The following is a 15,854-nucleotide window of genomic DNA, read 5'->3' as shown; positions in this document are numbered from 1 at the left end:
AACCAAATGCGCCCTCCTTATCGTTAACATTTAGAGTATACGGACCAACACACTAATGTCCCGCTACAACGCCAAACAGGTGGAAGCCAAGTGGCAATCCGTCTGGGAAGACAACAAGACTTTTGAAGTCAACGTCGATCGCTCCAAACCAAAGTATTATGTGCTGGAGATGTTCCCCTATCCATCCGGTAATATTCATATCGGTCATGTGCGAAACTATACAATGGGTGACGTTGTTGCCCGTTTTAAACGGGCCCGTGGTTTTAATGTTCTTCACCCGATGGGATGGGACGCCTTTGGTCTGCCTGCTGAAAACGCAGCACGGGACAAGAAAATTCACCCGGCAGAATGGACCTACGCCAATATCGCAAACATGCGAGCTGAGCTGAAATCCATGGGCCTCTCTCTTGATTGGAGCAAGGAACTCGCCTCTTGCCACCCCGGCTACTACGGCAAGCAGCAGCAGTTGTTCCTGGATTTCCTTGAAAAAGGTCTCGTCTACCGTAAAGAAAGCTGGGTCAACTGGGATCCTGTAGACATGACGGTTCTTGCCAATGAGCAGGTCATCGACGGCCGTGGCTGGCGCTCTGGTGCTCTCGTTGAAAAACGCAAACTGAACCAATGGATGTTCCGCATCGCTGATTACAGTGATGAACTTCTTCAAGGTCTTGAAACACTGGATCGTTGGCCGGAACGTGTTCGCCTGATGCAGGAAAACTGGATCGGTAAATCCACAGGTGCCAAAGTTAATTTCCAGATCTCAGGAAAAGACGAAAAGCTGGAGATTTACACAACACGTCCGGATACCCTTTTCGGTGCCAGCTTTATGGCCGTTGCTGCTGATCACCCTCTCACCCAGTCCTTAATGCATGACCCGAAGATCGCGGAATTTGTGGCGGAATGCCACAGAATGGGGACAAGCGAAGAAGCCATCGAAAAAGCTGAGAAAAAAGGTGTTCCAACAGGCCTTTATGCGGATCACCCGTTTATCGAAGGCAAAAAACTTCCTATTTTTGTCGCCAACTTCGTCCTTATGGATTACGGCACTGGCGCTATTTTCGCCTGCCCGGGCCATGATCAGCGCGACTTTGAATTTGCCCGTAAATATGATCAGGAGATCACCCGCGTGGTTGCTGGACCGGAAGGCGAAGAAGGCCCACTTGGGGATGAGCCATATACGGGCCCAGGCAAAATCATCAATTCCGAATTTTTAAACGGCCTTTCAAGTGAAGACGCCAAAGCCGCTGCAATTGCGAAGCTGGAAGAGCTTGAAATCGGTGAACAGACGATCAATTACCGTCTTCGCGATTGGGGTCTATCCCGTCAGCGGTACTGGGGTTGCCCAATTCCGGTGGTTCATTGTGATAGCTGCGGAACCGTTCCGGAAAAAGCTGAAAACCTTCCGATTGAACTACCTGACGATGTCACCTTCGACAAGCCGGGTAACCCGCTTGATCACCACCCAAGCTGGAAGAACACGGATTGCCCATCTTGCGGAAAGCCTGCAACGCGTGAGACGGACACCATGGATACCTTTGTGGATTCGTCCTGGTATTTCGCCCGCTTCTGTGCCCCTCGTGATGAAGCACCTGTGGACCGAGATGCCGTAGATTACTGGCTACCCGTGGATCAATATATCGGCGGTATTGAACATGCGATCCTGCATCTTCTCTACTCCCGTTTCTTCTCACGCGCCATGAAAGTTACCGGGTCTGTTGGCTTTGATGAACCTTTCGAAGGGCTGTTTACACAAGGCATGGTCACCCACGAAACATATCGTGCAGCAGATGGGACCTGGCTATTCCCGCACGAAGTTGTGCAAAATGATGAAGGCAAACCTGTTCATGTGGAAACAGGCGAAGTGGTTACCATTGGCGGCGTCGAAAAGATGTCGAAATCCAAGAAAAATGTTGTGGATCCGGGCGAGATTATCGACAAATTCGGCGCGGATGCTGCCCGCTGGTTTGTCCTTTCTGACAGTCCACCTGACCGTGATATGGAATGGACAGATTCCGGAGCAACAGGTGCCTGGCGCTTTAAACAACGCCTCTATCGTTTTGCTGTTGAAAATGTCGAAAATATTGCAGCAAAAGGCACAACTGAGCCTTCTCAAATTCGCGATGACGCCTCTGCCCTTCGTAAAGAAGCCCACAAAACCGTCAAGCATGTTACAGATGCGATCGAAAAACTGCATTTCAACAATGCCATCGCCCGTATCTATGAGTTTATGAAGGCTCTTGGAGACTTCAAAACCGATGGATCTGAAGGTGATAAATGGGTTCTTCGTGAAGCACTTGAATTTATGACAGGGCTTGTTGGTCCCATGATGCCTCATCTGGCTGAAGAAATCTGGGAAATGATAGGATATGATACAATCCTTGCAGATAGCCCTTGGCCTGTAGCCATCGAAGAGCTTACTGTTGATAACACCATCACGATGGCAGTTCAGGTTAAAGGTAAACTTCGCGGCACCATTGAAGTTGCCAAAGATGAAGACAGTGCGAAGGTGGAAGAAATCGCCCTTGCAGAACCAAATGTGAAAAAGGCAATTGGTGATAACCCGATCAGAAAGGTTATTGTAGTGCCAAATCGGATCGTCAATGTGGTTATCTAAACTCCTCACATCAGTTCTTATTCTATTTATGGCTGGGGCCTGCGGGTTCCAGCCACTTTATGGCCGTACCGGTAATAACGCCAAAGTTCAGGCTCAACTTTCCCAGACTTATGTTCTCCCGATTGAAGGAAGAACCGGACAAATTCTTCGTAATAATCTTCTGGACCGTGTTACACCTACAGGCGTTCCTGCCAACGCCCAATATCGCCTAAGTGTGCAGTTAACACACAAAAAGTCAGGTGTCGCGATAGATAAAACGGCATCTACAAATCGCTATAATTTAAATTTGCGCGCTAATTATACCCTGACCGATAGTACTGGAAAAATAGCCTTTTACAATGGTGTTGCTCAATCCATTTCCTCCTATAATGTTGTGGATTCAGACTTTGCCAACCTCTCCGCTGAAAAGAATGCAGAAAAACGGTCCGCAATCGTTTTAGCAGAAGAAATCCACCGTCAGTTGTCCGTCTTTTTCTCAAGGTAGTCCGGTGGAAATTAAACCAGCTACCATAGATGCGTTTATCAAAAAGCCAGACCCGGCAATTCGGTCTTTCCTCATCTATGGTCAGGATGAAGGACTTGTTCGGGAACGTGGTAAAAAAATAGCCCTCAATTTTGTCGAAACACTGGATGATCCTTTCTGCTATGTGGAGATGACATCCGCGCAACTCGATGAAGATCCAGCCAGGCTTCGGGATGAAATTGAAGCCATTTCCATGATGGGTGGCACTCGGGTCATAAGGGTGAGAGACATCACCAATCGCCACACCAAGGTTATCGAATCCGTCCTTGATGCCAATTTTTCGCAATCTATATTGGTTCTGGAAGGCGCGGATCTCAAAAAAACAGGTTCCTTACCTAAACTCTTTTCTAAAGAGAAAACGTCCGCTTCCCTCGCCTGCTATCACGACAGCAACCAAAACCTGAACTCGCTGATTCAAGAAGTCTTGACTTCCAAAGGGTATCAGGTGGATCAAGCCGCTTCAGAATATTTACGTAGCAATCTTGGAAGCGATCGAGCGATTTCCCGCCAAGAGCTTGAAAAACTTGCTCTTTATCTTGGAGAGGAGAGAAAACAGGTTACCTTGGAAGACGCCAAAGAAATGGTGGGGGACAGTTCCGAAGACAATATTTTTGACGTTATCGATGCTACTTTGCTCGGAAAAATGGATGATCTTGAAAAAGCGCTGAACAAAGCCTTCTTCGCAGGCGAATCCCCGGTGACCTTTATGCGACTTATCCAGGGTCAATTAAAACAGCTTCATAAAGCAGCCTGTTTCATAGATAGAGGATCGTCTGTAGCTGATGCCGTTAAAAGGGCAGGTATCCCCTTTTTCAATCAGCAAAAAGCGCAAGTTCAAATTGGGCGAAAGAAGGCCCCTCATTTTGCGCAAGCGATCGAGATCTCCTTAAATGCAGAGATAGAGACAAAGACAACCGGCTTTCCAGCGGAAGCTATCTGCCGGCGTGCTCTCTTGCGCATTGCCATGGCAAGTAGAGCACGATAATCCTATAACCCTTTGATTTTAATGAAAATCTTCGTCCAAGGCAGATGTCATATCGCCTTCGAAATGATCTTCATCTTCATGAGTTTGGCCCGCTTGACGGGTCAATCTACGGCAAATGTCATCCAATTGATCCAGATGTTCATAAGAAATAGTGATCTGCCCACCGTGATCTTCCTTATGATTGATGGCAACTTTGAGCCCAATAGCCGCAGATAAATCGGCCTCTAGAGCGAGCGTATCTTGATCCTTCGTACTCTGGGACACTGAGCTCGCTCTATTTGAGGGTTTTTTCTGCACCAATTTCTCAACTTGGCGGACAGAAAGGCCCTCTTTCACCACTTTTCGCGCCAATTTCTCAGGATTATCAGCCGTGATTAGTGCGCGTGCAGCGCCGGAACTCAAATCTCCATCTCTGATCATGAGTTGCACAGATGTCGGTAAGTTCAATAGCCGCATGATATTGGTGATGTGAGAACGGCTTTTGCCTAACTGCTTTGCCAGCGTCTCTTGAGTATAATTAAATTCATCACTTAAGCGCTTATACCCTTCCGCTTCTTCGATTGCGGAAAGATCTTCACGCTGAATATTCTCAATAATTGCAATTTCAAGACTATCTACGTCAGATAGGTCTTTAATAATAACTGGTACTTCATGGAGTTTAGCGATCTGGGCGGCGCGCCAACGGCGTTCACCCGCGATAATCTCAAACAAATCTGAGTTATTTGGATCCCGGCGTACCAAAATTGGCTGTAAAATACCTTTTTCGGCAATGGAATCTGCCAGACTTTGTAAGGCTTCCTGGTCCCAATCCTGTCTTGGCTGAAAAGGGCTTGGATGCAGATATTCCACAGGCACGTCTTTTGAGGTGCGAACCTTATCCAATTCTGAATAGTCCGCCGCAGAATCATCACCAAGGAGTGCGGAAAGACCCCGCCCCAGTTTTTTCTTTCCAGTATCTTCAGACATTTATCTATTCGCTATCAGATTTTAGGCTGCATAAAGGGCTTTTTCGCGCCGAATAACTTCACTTGCAAGTTTGATATAGGCTTGGCTACCCGCACATTTATGATCATAAATCAGGGCCGGTTTGCCATGACTTGGTGCCTCTGAGACCTTTACATTTCTCGGGATAACTGTCTGATAGACCTTCTCCCCAAGATAATCACGGACATCTTGTGCCACCTGATCAGATAAATTGTTACGACGATCAAACATGGTCAAGACCACACCCTGAATTTCAAGGGTAGGATTAAGGGTATTCCTGACTCTTTCAATGGTTTTGATCAGAAGACTTAGGCCTTCAAGAGCGAAAAACTCGCATTGAAGCGGGACAATAACGGATTGAACAGCCACAAGCGCGTTCAATGTCAAAAGATTCAAGGACGGTGGGCAATCGATCAGGATGTAATCATATCTGTCTTTTACAGGTCTAATTGCTTCCACAAGACGATGACTACGACGATCCATTTCGATGAGCTCAAGCTCTGCACCGGTCAAATCAGCGGTAGATGGGACCAAATCCAGACCAGGAATAACACTTTTGCAGATAGCTTCTTCCAGTGTGACTTCCCCCATCAACACTTCATAGACGCTATTTTCACGCTCATTACGGTCAATACCGAGACCTGTACTGGCATTTCCCTGCGGATCAATATCGATAACAAGAACAGTTTTTCCAACCGCCGCAAGCGCAGTTGCAAGATTAATGGCTGTTGTGGTTTTACCAACACCACCCTTCTGATTGGCAATTGCCAGGATCCGGGAGGATCCAATCATCTTAAGCTCTTCCATCTGTCGCCCCTTTAATCGAGAGGGCGAACATTCCTGCATTCCAAAATGCAGCCCTCTTCACTAGATAAACTTGGGTGTTTGATACTATCTATATTCCAACATTTTGCGGCATTGGTCAATTCCGCATCTACATCTTGTCCCTTTAAGAACAAAAAAGTTGTTTCTGGAGACGAAAATGGCACACAATACTCGAACAGTTTTTCCAAATATGCCAGCGCACGAGCGGAGATAACATCCGCTTTTAAGGGCTGCATTTCTTCAATTCGACAGTTATGGACGGTGATATTTGCCGATGTTTCACGTGAAACCTCACGCATGAACTGGCATTTTCTCTGATCACTTTCCACTACGTGAACGTCATAATCACTGCATATGGCCACGACCAAAGCTGGAAAACCTGCCCCACTACCAAAGTCCATCCAAACTTTCCCATTGGATGGCGCATGTTCCAGAATCTGATAGCTATCCAGAATATGACGGCGCCAGGCATCGGAAAGCGTAGAGTTACTCACCAAATTAATGGCCTTTTGCCATTTCTTCAACAAGGCAACATAGCGTGAGAGCTTTTCCAATGTTTCACGTGAAACACCGGTAAGGGATGCGAATTCCTGTTCAGTCATTTAAAGGGGTTATCCTACCCGTTTACGATGGTCACCGCGTTTGACATAAGACAGCAAGGCTGTCAGCGCTGCCGGGGTCACGCCAGAAATACGCGCTGCCTGCCCCAATGTATCTGGACGTGCATCTTCCAGTTTCTGGGAAACCTCAGCCGACATGCCGCCGATTTTCTTATAATCAAGATCAGCAGGAAGGAGAAGGCCTTCGTCTTTCCGGAACTCCTGAATGTCCGCTTTCTGACGTTCCAGATACCCTTTATATTGGGCGTCAATAGCGACCTGTTCCAATACCTCTTTTGAGTAATGCTGTAGTTCTGGCCAGATCCGAATAATATCATCCATATCAATATTTGGATAAGCCAACAGATCGGAGGCAGATCGCCTCACCCCATCCTGATTAACGTTCAAACCATGTTGTTTGGCTTCGTTAGGTGTCAGATTCAAAGAAGCGAATTGATCATGAGCAGTGTTGAGTGCTTCCTGCTTTTCAGTAAACGCTTTTTCCCGTTCATATTCAATACAGCCAATATCCATACCCAGTCCAGTTAGTCGGCTGTCTGCATTATCGGCCCGAAGGATCAAACGATATTCGGCACGAGATGTGAACATGCGATATGGCTCTTGCGTGCCACGGGTAATCAAATCATCAATCATCACACCGATATAGGCATCGGCGCGATCCAGAATGAAGGCACCCTGATCCCCTGCACTTCTCGCCGCATTAAGACCCGCCATCAACCCTTGCGCAGCTGCTTCCTCATATCCGGTAGTTCCGTTAATCTGGCCTGCCAGATAAAGGTTTTTGAGCTTCCGGGTTTCGAGAGTTGGTTTCAGCTCCCGTGGGTCCACGAAATCATATTCAATGGCATAACCCGGCTGATAAAACTCTACCTTCTCCAATCCGGGAATGGAGCGGAGGAATTCCACCTGCACATCAGCTGGTAAAGATGTCGACATTCCGTTTGGATAAATGGTGTCCACATCCAGCCCTTCTGGTTCCAGGAAAATCTGGTGACTGGATTTATCAGCAAAGCGAACAACCTTGTCTTCAATAGACGGACAGTAACGCGGACCTGTTCCTGTAATCTCACCCGAATACATCGGGGCCCGGTGCAAATTGTCGCGGATCACCTGATGGGTGGCTTCGGTGGTATATGTAATGTGGCACGGGATCTGGGGTGTGGTAATCTCTTTCGTGAGAAAAGAGAAAGGCACTATATCCTCATCACCCGGCTGTTCTTCCAAAATGGACCAGTTGATGGTTTTCCCATCCAGTCGCGCAGGTGTTCCTGTTTTCAAACGTCCAAGATCAAAACCGGCTTTGTTTAGGGTTTCGGAAAGACCGTTTGACGGATCATCCCCAATACGGCCCGCAGGGATTTTCTTTTCCCCCATATGGATCAGGCCACGAAGGAATGTCCCTGTTGTCAGGATCACTTTCCCGCACGGAATTTCAGTACCATCAGCCAGAATAACACCAGAGACTTCACCATCTTTGACCACAAGGTCTTCAGCTGCCCCTTCCCTGATTTCCAGATTATCCTGATTGAACAGAGTTTCCTGCATAGCGGCTTTATAGAGTTTACGATCTGATTGGGCGCGTGGACCTCTTACCGCTGGACCCTTCCGTCTGTTCAGCAATCTGAACTGAATACCAGCTGCATCCGCTACACGACCCATCACACCATCAAGGGCATCTATTTCACGCACCAGATGGCCTTTGCCCAATCCCCCGATCGCCGGGTTACAGGACATGGCGCCGATTGTGTCAATCTTATGGGTTAATAAAAGGGTGTTTGCGCCTAGTCTGGCCGAGGCTGCAGCAGCCTCACAACCGGCGTGTCCACCCCCAATTACAATTACATCATATACCATCATGAGCGCCAATTTAGGGGGCTTCCCCCAAAAGTCAAAACAATAATGACACTGGGTAAATTAGAAGAATGTTTCACGTGAAACATGTCACAAATTGACCTATTTCCCGATACAGAAATCCCCAAAAACCACATCCAGGATATCTTCCACATCCACCCGTCCTGTGATTCGACCAAGGGATCGTGTCGCCAATCTGACATCTTCTGCAGCCAGTTCGGGATCAGGTGCCGTATCAAACCGGTAGAGTGATGCGACACATTCTTCCAATGCCTGACGATGTCGCATCCGGGTGAGAGAAGGTGCGCCTGAGACATCCAACAAGGAGACAACATCCTCTGTCAGCTTCTTCAAGAACGCCTCAACGCCTAGATCAAATTTAACGGAAACCTCAAACTCCCGATCCCCATCTGAGCGGGCACCTGTATCGGTTAAATCCACCTTATTCTTGAGGTAATAATATATGTAATTACCTGCGGATAAATCGAGGTTTTCTGCGAGGTTAGGACTACCATCTGCGGTCATGGAGATAATTATGTCTGCTTCTTCCGCCCGCTTCACAGCACGGCGAACCCCTTCCTGTTCCACGAGATCTTCCGCATCCCGGATCCCCGCGGTATCCGCAATGGTGACAGGATATCCACCAAGATCCAGATGAACTTCCACAATGTCCCGGGTGGTTCCCGCCTGGTCAGAAACGATGGCCACATCCCGCTTGGCGAGATAATTGAGAAGGCTTGATTTCCCCACATTGGGGGCACCGATAATGGCCACATCCAGGCCTTCCCGAATTTTCTCCCCTCTTCCGCCATCTGCCAAGTGGGCCTCAATTTCCTGTCTGAGTTTTTCAATCTTCGGACGGATCGCGCCTGCGACACCTTCGGGAAGATCTTCGTCGGGAAAATCAATATCCGCTTCCAGATGGGCAAGGCTGCCAATGAGCTCTTCGCGCCAACGGGAATACATCTCCCCCAGCGCCCCACGCATCTGACGAAGGGCCTGTTGATGCTGTGCACGGGTTTCTGCATTTACCAGATCCCCAATGCCTTCCGCGGCGGTCAAATCCATCCGGCCATGTTCGAAGGCGCGCCGCGTAAATTCTCCGGGGTCAGCCGGGCGAAACCCGTCCAGGGATTGAAGCTGTTCAAATAAGGCCTCAACAATGGCGGGACCCCCATGAAGATGGATTTCCGCCACATCTTCACCTGTAAAACTGTGAGGACCTTTGAACAAAAGAACCATTGCTTCATCGATAAGAAAGGATCGATCCAGTGATTTAACTTCCCGAACCGCTGCATATCTGACGTCCGGCAGAGGTTTATCGGTAAGTTTCTCAACAGCATCAAAGGCGGCAGGGCCTGAAAGACGAACAACAGCAATCCCCGCCCGTCCCCGGCCGCTGGCCAATGCAAATACAGTATCCATACCTTAAATCCGTCAGCTACCTTTGTCGGTTTTGCCAGACATGGCGTTCCAGAACATATTTTGCATCTGATCCAATCCCTGCATTCCTGCAGGAAGCCATGTTTTCATCATTTTTTCAGGGTCCAGATTAGCAATATTCTCTGACATCCGGTCCTGTAGCTCCTTCATGAGGGCCTGCTGCATGGGCTCTACATCCGGTAAACCAAAAAATTTTCTTGCTTCCTCTGGTGTACAGTCAATATCAAGTTTAATCTTCATGGCAGAAGGCTCCTCTGTCCCTTGACGGTGATGGAACAGAGATTAGGTGAATAGTCATTCAGGATCAATCAAAGCCGTTCTTTGCAGCGAAAAACTGGAAAAAAACATGGAAAATGTCCTCGGACAGGAAACAAGCCCTTATCTTCTTCAGCATAAAGACAACCCTGTGCATTGGCGCCCCTGGGGGAAAGAAGCGTTGGAAGAAGCTAAAAAAACAGGTAAGCCCATTCTGTTGAGCGTGGGATACGCGGCCTGTCACTGGTGCCATGTGATGGCCCATGAAAGTTTTGAAGATCCGGCGACCGCCGCCCTAATGAATGATCTATATATCAATATCAAAGTGGACCGCGAAGAGCGCCCGGATATTGATCAGATTTATCAAACCGCCCTCGCCCTTCTTGGGGAGCAAGGCGGATGGCCGCTAACCATGTTCCTGACCTCTAAAGGAGAGCCTTTCTGGGGTGGCACCTATTTCCCGATCGAAGACAGTTATGGTCGTCCGGGGTTTAAACATGTTCTTCAAACTGTTCATGGAATTTTCAAGAATGAGCCTGAGAAGGTCAGTAAAAACCGCGATATTCTTCGTAAATCCCTTAAAAAAATGAACGAAACCGGTGAAGGGGACCGCCCAAAACTTACTTTGGAGGTTCTGGACCGTATTGCAGAACGATATTCGGAAGAAGCCGACCCGGAACATGGCGGCATCGGATCTGCCCCCAAATTCCCACACACTTATGTTCTTGAAAATATGTGGCGAAGTTACCTGAGGACGGGCAACGAACGTCTTGCAGAAGCGGTGATCAAAGCCCTCACTCATATGTCACAAGGGGGCATTTATGATCATCTGGGGGGTGGATATGCCCGCTACGCCACTGATGTTGCCTGGCTTGTGCCCCATTTTGAGAAAATGCTTTATGACAATGCCCAGATTCTGGATCTGATGTTGTTGGTGCAGGCAGAAAATAAAAATGATCTGTTTAAGGATCGTATTTACGAGACCATTGACTGGCTCCTTCGGGAAATGATTGCCGAAAATGGGGCTTTTTCCGCCACCATTGACGCAGACAGTGAAGGTGTGGAAGGCAAGTTCTATGTTTGGGATGAGGCGGAGATCAAAACTCTACTTGGCGATAAAGCAGAACAGTTCCTTGAGATCTATGATGTAGACCTCGAAGGTAACTGGGAAGGAGTGAATATCCTCAATCGTCTCGCCTATCCAACCCGGTTAGATGAAGAAACAGAAGAGTTTTTGAAAGACTGCCGCAACATCCTGTTTAAAGAGCGGGAGAAACGTATCCGTCCAGGTCTGGATGATAAGGTCCTTGCTGACTGGAATGGCATGATGATCACCACATTGGCAAAAGCCGGTGATTTTTATAACGAACCCAAATGGCTGGAACGGGCAGAAAGTGCCTTTTTCGCCATTACCAGCACTGCTATGGAAAAAGATGGCCGTCTCTATCACAGCTATCGTCTGGGGCAGGCGAAGCATTCAGGATTGTTGGATGACTATGCCAATATGTGCCGTGCTGCCCTCACCCTATATGAAACTACGGGCCGCGCCATCTATATGGATCAGGCGCAGCAATGGGTAGGTATCCTCAATAAACATTTCTGGGCGAAAGATGGCGGATATTGCCTCACCGCTGATGATGCGGAAAGCCTGATTATCAGAACGAAAAATGCCAATGATAATGCCACACCCGCCGGCAATGGCATCATGATAGACGTCCTGGCACGCTTGCATTATCTGACAGGCGGCCGGGACTATTTTGAAAAAGCCAAAGAGATGGTGCAGGTGTTCTCTGTGGAAATAGGACGCAACTTTTTCCCACTTTCGACCTTTCTCAATAATTTTGAAACCCTGATCGCTGCCAAGCAAATCATCATCGTTGGGGATCGAAATGAGGAAGAAACAAAGGCCTTCTTAAGTGCCTTGAAAGACTATAGCCTGCCTAATAAAGTGGTGAATGTTCTCAAAAACACCGAACATCTGCCATTTGACCACCCTGCCAACGGAAAAACGGCGAAAGGGGGAAAAACAACCCTTTATCTTTGTACCGGTCCAACCTGCTCTGAACCTGTAACCAGCATCTCAGAGATCCATAAACTGTTTGGAGGGAATTAGGATGCCGCAACTTTGTATGCATAGTCCCATCGGGGATCTGACAGTGACAGAAGAAAACGGAGCCATTATTTCACTGGATTGGGGATGGGTGCCGGAAGAATGGCAAACAGAAACAGACCTGTTGAAAGAAGCCGTAGATCAGCTCAATGACTATTTTGACGGAAACCGGCTTGATTTTGATCTGCCCCTAAATCCACCAGGGTCGGATTTTCAAAAGCAGGTTTGTGCTGCCATGTCTGCCATTCCTGGAGGATCCACTAAGTCTTATGGAGAGATTGCCAAGGAAATTGACAGTTCAGCCCAAGCCGTTGGTAATGCCTGCGGACTTAATCCCATTCCTGTTATTATCCCCTGCCATCGTGTCTTGGCAGCAGGTAAGGAAATGGGCGGTTTTTCAGGCCTTGGTGGTGTGGATACCAAAAAAATATTGTTGCAACTGGAAGGAGCCCTTCCCCCACAGCAGCAAACACTGGATCTTTGAGTTTAAAGCGGGGCGCGCTGAAGAGGTAAAAGATGACAAAAGCAATTCGTTTTCATGAGGTCGGTGGACCGGAAGTTATGAAATGGGAAGATGTGGAGGTTGGATCTCCCGGTCCCGGTGAAGTTCGCATTCAACATAAAGCTGTTGGTTTGAACTTTATCGATGTCTATTTCAGAACAGGTCTCTACCCTGCCCCTCTTCCAAACACACCAGGTATGGAAGCTGCCGGTGTTATTGTGGAATTGGGATCAGGTGTTACTGAATTTGCCGTTGGTGACCGCGTTGCTTATGCTGGGCGTCCAATCGGGGCCTACGCAGAAGAGCGAGTCATGCCCGCTGACATTCTGATCAAAATGCCGGACAGCATTGATGATGAAACGGCTGCTGCCATGATGCTTCAGGGCATGACCACAGAATATCTTCTGCAACGGACGTTTCACGTGAAACAAGGGGATACGATCCTCTTTCACGCCGCAGCGGGCGGTGTCGGATTGATGGCCTGTCAGTGGGCCAATCATATTGGGGCAACAGTGATCGGTACGGTTGGATCAGAAGAAAAAGCCGAACTTGCCAAAGCCAATGGATGTCATCACACCATCAATTACCGCGAAGAAGATTTCCAGAAACGTGTTATGGAAATCACTGATGGAAAAGGTGTTCCTGTTGTCTATGACAGTATTGGTAAGGATACATTTGAAGGATCGCTGGATTGCCTGCAACCCCGTGGTTTGATGGTATCTTACGGTAATGCCACTGGTCCGGTAAATGATGTGGATCTGGGTATTTTGGCGGCAAAAGGTTCCCTTTATGTCACCCGCCCTACCTTGATGACATATAACGACAAACGCGAAGATTTGGTCAAATCAGCTGCAGATCTTATTGATATGGTCGAAAAAGGCATCGTGAAAGTGAATATCGGACAACGGTATCATTTGTCCGAGGCTGCCAAAGCCCATGAAGATCTGGAAGGCCGGAAAACAACCGGATCCACCATCTTTACTTTGTAAAAAACAAGGCTGACTTTCGGGTCAGCCTGCTTCCAACAGATTTTGAGGAATAGACTGACCGGTAATAAATTGGACGATCTGTTCCTCATCCAGTTTCCCCATCATATGGGCCTTGATCATCTTTAAGGCATCCTGATTACTGATATCCAAAGATACCCCATTTCGGCGAAGCATGAGAACCAACAAGGTAAACGCCAGATGCGGATTTCCAATGCTTAAAGGCTTCTCCGAGATAATGCCCGTAAAGAGGGCTGCCCCCACCTGAAAGATATTGGCATTTTGATCCGTCTTGATCATCAAACGCGGCCAGGCCAGGGCGGCTGTCAGTTTTTTCTCATCCATGTCGATTTCCGGGATTGAAAAAAGACGGGATTGGCGTCTGGCAATTTCAAGGATGGTAGAGCGGTTTGGAAGAAGAACAGACATTTCTCACCCTTCCAATCTTTTGAACAGAGGCATAAACCGATCTTCCACCTGATCATAGAGCTTCATATAAGCATCAAAATCAGGATCGACTTTTTGAACTTTAAGCCCCTGATCCATCAAGGTGACACGTAGCTGATCACCAATATCATATCCCAGATGACGTAAAAATTCGGCCGGGATGGTCACCCCTGCTGCACTCCCCGTTTTACGGAGTTTTGTTTCAAATTCTTTTACGTCTTTTTTCATCAGGCAATGGATAAAATTTAAATCAAATTAGTAATAACATATGTTATTACCATTAACCAGACATTAAAAAAGGCGCTGTTTTCTGCGCCTTTTTAAGAAAAATATCCAGATCTTCTATGTATTCATAGAGTCGAAGAAATCGTCATTTGTCTTGCTGGATTTCAACTTGTCGAGCAGGAATTCCATCGCATCCGTTGTGCCCATTGGGTTGAGAATACGGCGAAGAACCCACATTTTCTGCAAGGTTGCCGGATCCACAAGAAGCTCTTCCTTACGGGTACCAGACTTCGTGATGTCGATGGCTGGGAAGACACGTTTGTCAGAAAGTTTGCGATCCAGAATAATCTCGGAGTTACCGGTGCCTTTAAATTCTTCGAAGATCACCTCATCCATACGGGAGCCCGTATCAATCAGGGCTGTCGCACAGATTGTGAGAGAGCCGCCTTCCTCAATATTACGGGCGGCACCAAAGAAGCGCTTAGGACGCTGCAGAGCGTTCGCATCCACACCACCGGTCAAAACCTTACCACTGGATGGAACCACCGTGTTATAGGCGCGTGCAAGGCGAGTGATGCTGTCCAGAAGGATCACAACATCCCGTTTATGCTCAACAAGACGTTTTGCTTTCTCGATTACCATCTCAGCCACCTGAACGTGACGGGAGGCAGGCTCATCAAAGGTGGAGGAAATCACTTCACCATTCACAGAGCGTTTCATATCCGTCACCTCTTCCGGGCGTTCATCAATCAGAAGAACGATCAGATAGACTTCCGGATTATTAGTGGTGATGGAATTCGCAATATTTTGAAGAAGAACAGTTTTACCAGTTCTTGGCGGCGCCACGATCAAGGCACGCTGTCCTTTACCTTGTGGGGAGACCAGGTCAATCACCCGGGCAGAGGAAATATCTTTACTGGTTGGGTCCGGCGTTTCCAGCTTAATACGCTCATCCGGATAGAGAGGTGTCAGATTGTCAAAATTGATCTTATGACGGGCTTTTTCAGGATCTTCAAAATTGATCTTCTGAACTTTAAGAAGGGCAAAATATCGTTCCCCGTCTTTAGGGCTGCGAATTTCACCCTCTACCGTATCACCTGTACGTAGAGAAAATCTGCGGATCTGGCTTGGAGAGACATAAATGTCATCAGGACCCGCCAGATAGTTGGCGTCAGGGGATCGGAGGAAACCAAAACCATCCGACAAGATCTCAAGAACGCCCCCACCGGTGATCTCTTCACCGTTTTCGGCTTTCTGCTTTAATATGGCAAAAAGCAGTTCCTGTTTACGCATCGTTGATGCATTTTCAATTTCAAGTTCTTCTGCTGCTGCGAGAAGTTCTGGTGGGGATTTCTTTTTAAGTTCTTGAAGATTCATGTAAATCTCTGAAGATGAGCAATAATTAATACGTGAAGGTAAGGTGGATTTTTTACAGCGAAGGTAAACTCGCTTTTAAGAGATGTTTGTCTTCCCTGTAAGAAGAA

The 15,854-nt window shown here is 47.7% G+C and carries 15 protein-coding genes; 6 read left to right on the top strand and 9 right to left on the bottom strand.

The window, feature by feature from the left end; all coding sequences use genetic code 11:
• Window positions 1-55 precede the first annotated feature (55 nt).
• The 3 genes from leuS to holA are packed head-to-tail and all read left to right on the top strand — an operon-like array spanning window position 56 to window position 4,122.
• The gene (leuS, locus tag GUA87_RS04490; RefSeq protein WP_193715308.1) at window positions 56-2,614 is read left to right on the top strand and encodes a leucine--tRNA ligase; all 2,559 of its coding nucleotides are present in this window, start codon (window positions 56-58) and stop codon (window positions 2,612-2,614) included.
• On the top strand, window positions 2,601-3,098 hold the full coding sequence (gene lptE, locus GUA87_RS04485) for an LPS assembly lipoprotein LptE (RefSeq protein WP_193715307.1): 498 nt from the start codon (window positions 2,601-2,603) through the stop codon (window positions 3,096-3,098). The genes leuS and lptE overlap by 14 nt, the downstream gene beginning before the upstream one ends.
• A gap of 4 nt (window positions 3,099-3,102) precedes the next feature.
• The gene (holA, locus tag GUA87_RS04480; RefSeq protein ID WP_193715306.1) at window positions 3,103-4,122 is read left to right on the top strand and encodes a DNA polymerase III subunit delta; all 1,020 of its coding nucleotides are present in this window, start codon (window positions 3,103-3,105) and stop codon (window positions 4,120-4,122) included.
• 18 nt (window positions 4,123-4,140) lie between these two features.
• On the opposite strand, the gene GUA87_RS04475 is transcribed toward holA, so the two are convergent.
• The 6 genes from GUA87_RS04475 to GUA87_RS04450 form a co-directional block, all read right to left on the bottom strand.
• A complete protein-coding gene (locus GUA87_RS04475; protein ID WP_193715305.1) occupies window positions 4,141-5,088 on the bottom strand; it encodes a ParB/RepB/Spo0J family partition protein in 948 nt (315 codons plus the stop codon).
• 21 nt (window positions 5,089-5,109) lie between these two features.
• Window positions 5,110-5,913 (bottom strand): ParA family protein, encoded by an 804-nt coding sequence (locus GUA87_RS04470; RefSeq protein ID WP_193715304.1) that lies wholly within the window; start codon window positions 5,911-5,913, stop codon window positions 5,110-5,112.
• Window positions 5,914-5,924: 11 nt separating this feature from the next.
• Window positions 5,925-6,533 (bottom strand): 16S rRNA (guanine(527)-N(7))-methyltransferase RsmG, encoded by a 609-nt coding sequence (rsmG, locus tag GUA87_RS04465; RefSeq protein ID WP_193715303.1) that lies wholly within the window; start codon window positions 6,531-6,533, stop codon window positions 5,925-5,927.
• 9 nt (window positions 6,534-6,542) lie between these two features.
• Window positions 6,543-8,408, bottom strand: a complete 1,866-nt coding sequence (mnmG, locus tag GUA87_RS04460; RefSeq protein ID WP_193715302.1) for a tRNA uridine-5-carboxymethylaminomethyl(34) synthesis enzyme MnmG — start codon at window positions 8,406-8,408, stop codon at window positions 6,543-6,545.
• Window positions 8,409-8,504: 96 nt separating this feature from the next.
• Window positions 8,505-9,827 carry a tRNA uridine-5-carboxymethylaminomethyl(34) synthesis GTPase MnmE gene (gene mnmE / locus GUA87_RS04455; protein WP_193715301.1) on the bottom strand — a complete coding sequence of 441 codons (1,323 nt, stop codon included), beginning with the start codon at window positions 9,825-9,827 and terminating at the stop codon, window positions 8,505-8,507.
• A 12-nt stretch (window positions 9,828-9,839) separates the two neighbouring features.
• Window positions 9,840-10,085: a DUF6489 family protein gene (locus GUA87_RS04450; RefSeq protein ID WP_193715300.1), complete on the bottom strand. Its 246-nt coding sequence runs from the start codon at window positions 10,083-10,085 to the stop codon at window positions 9,840-9,842.
• Between the two features lie 106 nt (window positions 10,086-10,191).
• On the opposite strand from GUA87_RS04450, the gene GUA87_RS04445 reads away from it, so the two are divergent.
• The 3 genes from GUA87_RS04445 to GUA87_RS04435 are packed head-to-tail and all read left to right on the top strand — an operon-like array spanning window position 10,192 to window position 13,701.
• On the top strand, window positions 10,192-12,213 hold the full coding sequence (locus tag GUA87_RS04445; RefSeq protein WP_193715299.1) for a thioredoxin domain-containing protein: 2,022 nt from the start codon (window positions 10,192-10,194) through the stop codon (window positions 12,211-12,213).
• 1 nt (window position 12,214) lies between these two features.
• Window positions 12,215-12,694: a methylated-DNA--[protein]-cysteine S-methyltransferase gene (locus tag GUA87_RS04440; protein WP_193715298.1), complete on the top strand. Its 480-nt coding sequence runs from the start codon at window positions 12,215-12,217 to the stop codon at window positions 12,692-12,694.
• A 32-nt stretch (window positions 12,695-12,726) separates the two neighbouring features.
• Window positions 12,727-13,701, top strand: coding sequence for a quinone oxidoreductase family protein (locus GUA87_RS04435; RefSeq protein WP_193715297.1), 975 nt, complete (start codon window positions 12,727-12,729; stop codon window positions 13,699-13,701).
• A 21-nt stretch (window positions 13,702-13,722) separates the two neighbouring features.
• On the opposite strand, the gene GUA87_RS04430 is transcribed toward GUA87_RS04435, so the two are convergent.
• The 3 genes from GUA87_RS04430 to rho all read right to left on the bottom strand — a co-directional run bounded on the left by GUA87_RS04430 (window position 13,723) and on the right by rho (window position 15,747).
• Entirely contained in the window at window positions 13,723-14,127 is a 405-nt protein-coding gene (locus tag GUA87_RS04430; protein WP_193715296.1) for a hypothetical protein, read from the bottom strand.
• A gap of 3 nt (window positions 14,128-14,130) precedes the next feature.
• Complete coding sequence (locus GUA87_RS04425; protein ID WP_193715295.1) at window positions 14,131-14,373, bottom strand: AbrB/MazE/SpoVT family DNA-binding domain-containing protein; 243 nt, start codon at window positions 14,371-14,373, stop codon at window positions 14,131-14,133.
• A 114-nt stretch (window positions 14,374-14,487) separates the two neighbouring features.
• Complete coding sequence (gene rho / locus GUA87_RS04420; protein WP_193715294.1) at window positions 14,488-15,747, bottom strand: transcription termination factor Rho; 1,260 nt, start codon at window positions 15,745-15,747, stop codon at window positions 14,488-14,490.
• Window positions 15,748-15,854: the final 107 nt, after the last annotated feature.

The sequence above is a fragment of the Sneathiella sp. P13V-1 genome (assembly GCF_015143595.1).
Taxonomy (GTDB): Bacteria; Pseudomonadota; Alphaproteobacteria; order Sneathiellales; family Sneathiellaceae; genus Sneathiella.
This window is presented reverse-complemented; position numbering and strand designations above follow the sequence as displayed.